The following is a 2,315-nucleotide window of genomic DNA, read 5'->3' on the forward strand; positions in this document are numbered from 1 at the left end:
ATGATGAACTCGCCCAACGCTACTATAAAAAATACGTCGCCAACGGCCCCTGTGTGCCTTGGGCCGAGAATTTTGGTACGCAGTGTGAAACCCCAGACTTTGGCCGCGCCGTCGAACGGGAAAAAGCCAACCAAATCGCCGAGTGGAATGCGATTTACCACAAACTGAAAAAGCCCGTGGCCGTTAGCTTTGCCATCATAGCCACCCTACTCGGCGCTTACGCGTGGCGCAGAAGAAAGCGTAAACAGTAAAAACACAAAGCGCCTTTCTTATAACCAAAGAAAGGCGCTGGTACTTAACGCTGAATCGCATAATTCACTGAATACATTGCCATTAAACATGCCATTCAGGCATAAAGCATTTTACCCAAAGCAAGATTTCTGAAGAGTATACGGCGTTATACACATTGCCACTGTTTCACCAGTGACACGCCGACCATTTGTTTCACAAGAAGTATCCATGGGGGTTCGACTAAAACATCTATGTTTTAGAAGGTCACTGTCGCAACAATGGCAATCTTAACGACCATCGAACTGTTCATCTGCCTAAAAGCTTTATGCCCCTTTTCGTGTTTCGGCTCGTTATCTCAATCGAAAATTCCTACTACTGTTGCCATACAAACGCTTCAAGGCTAATTCGCAACGCTCGGCTATTTTGGTTTGATTTAGCTTTTGTGTTTACGGCACAATAATTTAGTATTGTGGTAGCGTTGCTCAGCACTTAAGCGGGCGTTAAGCTAAGGCAATTGATGTAAGAAGGTGAAATGGATTCATTAACAATTTTTAAAAGTAGATTACCTTTCTATTGCGAACAAGTAATACAAGAGCTAACTTACTTTAAACACTTCAATTGCGAACTTGAAGAGTTATCGCGTACCAAATCTAAAGAACTAGACTCAGAAATATCTTCAAAGTTAAGCCATTCTGAAAGTAAGTTTCATGAGGATATTATTGATTTTTATCAATGGGACTCAACATTGGTTGAGCTCTTCCCCAGTATTCATCGAGAATCATTGCTTATATCAATCTTTAACTTATTAGAGCACCACCTGAATGTTCTTTGTACAAAGTTTGGTGATGTATTCGCATTTAGTGTTAAAGCTGCTGACCTAAAAGATAGAGGTATTACTAGGTCATTTTCTTATCTTAAAAAAGTAGTTAGCCTATCTTTTGAATCTATTGGAAAAGAGAAAGAGTTTATTTCTAATGTAAACAAACTGAGGAACTTCATTGTTCATAATGGTTCCATAATCGATAAGTCTCATGCTCAGAATTTTGTCAAAAATAGTAAGTTATTATCTCTTACTTCAGGTAATCGCCTTATTATTCATGATGGTTTCATTTCTGATTTTATCGACGTATTGTCACGTTTTTGGGATGTCTTAGGCAAGCTCGTATTAGAGCATTGTCAACTGAAATTAGCTATACAAACTGTTTAAGAGTGATTCGCAACGCGTGGCATTTTTGCTATGCGTTGCGTTTAGTTTTGCGTTGCTAACCCCTTAACAGGGCGATAAATTGCATTGGGGAAGTTCTGTGAATAACTTGACCGAGTATGAATGCGATGCGTGTGGCATAAAAATCCTGCACGACAGTACTAAGAGACATATTCCATTTAGTTGGTGTGTTCGGAATATAGAGGGGACTGTTTATTTGTTATGTGGCTCTTGCGGTATTGAAGGTCCGATGGCTTCAGACATTGCTCCAAGTCTATGCAGAAAATTTGCTGATAAAGGTATTTTCTTTAAAGGTTGTGAGCAGTTGGTAATTAAAAAAGCTCATGAGTAAAGTCATGCAATTTAAAAAACGCCATCAAACGTAAGCCCTTTGGGCACTCGACTCGCAACACGTTGCTCGCGTGTGTGGCAAGCGTTATCTACATAGAAGTTTTAATCCGAAATTCGAAAATTATAGTTGTGTTGCTTATTTCTTTGTTAAAACCTACATGCGACGCCGATGCTAAGCAGGTGAGCTATGGTGGTTTGCGAGACGACCGTCCGCCCCATGGACGGGGCGGTCGAGCATCCACGGACGGACTCGCTGCGTGTCGATGAGCGAATACCATGGCTCACCTATAACTCAGCACTTAAATATCGTCTCCCCCAAATTTTATGCCGTTAAGGGAACTATCCAACGGCAATAGCGGGGACAGCCATATTTTTTGTGTTATTCAGCACCTTCAACTAGGCTTTAAAATATCCTGATTTTGTCTGTGTGGAGTTTGCTATGACTTCGGCAAGAAGACAGCTAATTGATGCTAATTCAACGCCCTTCTACCATGTGATAAATCGCTGTGTCAGAAGGGCTTTTTTGTGC

At 41.0% G+C, this 2,315-nt stretch carries 2 protein-coding genes and 2 pseudogenes; all 4 read left to right on the forward strand.

Annotation, left to right across the window (positions count from 1 at the left end; all coding sequences use genetic code 11):
• A pseudogene (locus SHEWPOL2_RS21865) lies at positions 1-251 on the forward strand (hypothetical protein); the annotation flags it as partial.
• Between the two features lie 512 nt (positions 252-763).
• On the forward strand, positions 764-1,438 hold the full coding sequence (locus SHEWPOL2_RS21870) for a hypothetical protein (RefSeq protein ID WP_037421390.1): 675 nt from the start codon (positions 764-766) through the stop codon (positions 1,436-1,438).
• A 97-nt stretch (positions 1,439-1,535) separates the two neighbouring features.
• Positions 1,536-1,787 (forward strand): hypothetical protein, encoded by a 252-nt coding sequence (locus tag SHEWPOL2_RS23000; RefSeq protein WP_157173885.1) that lies wholly within the window; start codon positions 1,536-1,538, stop codon positions 1,785-1,787.
• Positions 1,788-2,225: 438 nt separating this feature from the next.
• A pseudogene (locus SHEWPOL2_RS22600) lies at positions 2,226-2,315 on the forward strand (transposase); the annotation flags it as partial.

The organism is Shewanella sp. POL2 (assembly GCF_000282755.1).
Lineage (GTDB): Bacteria > Pseudomonadota > Gammaproteobacteria > Enterobacterales > Shewanellaceae > Shewanella > Shewanella xiamenensis.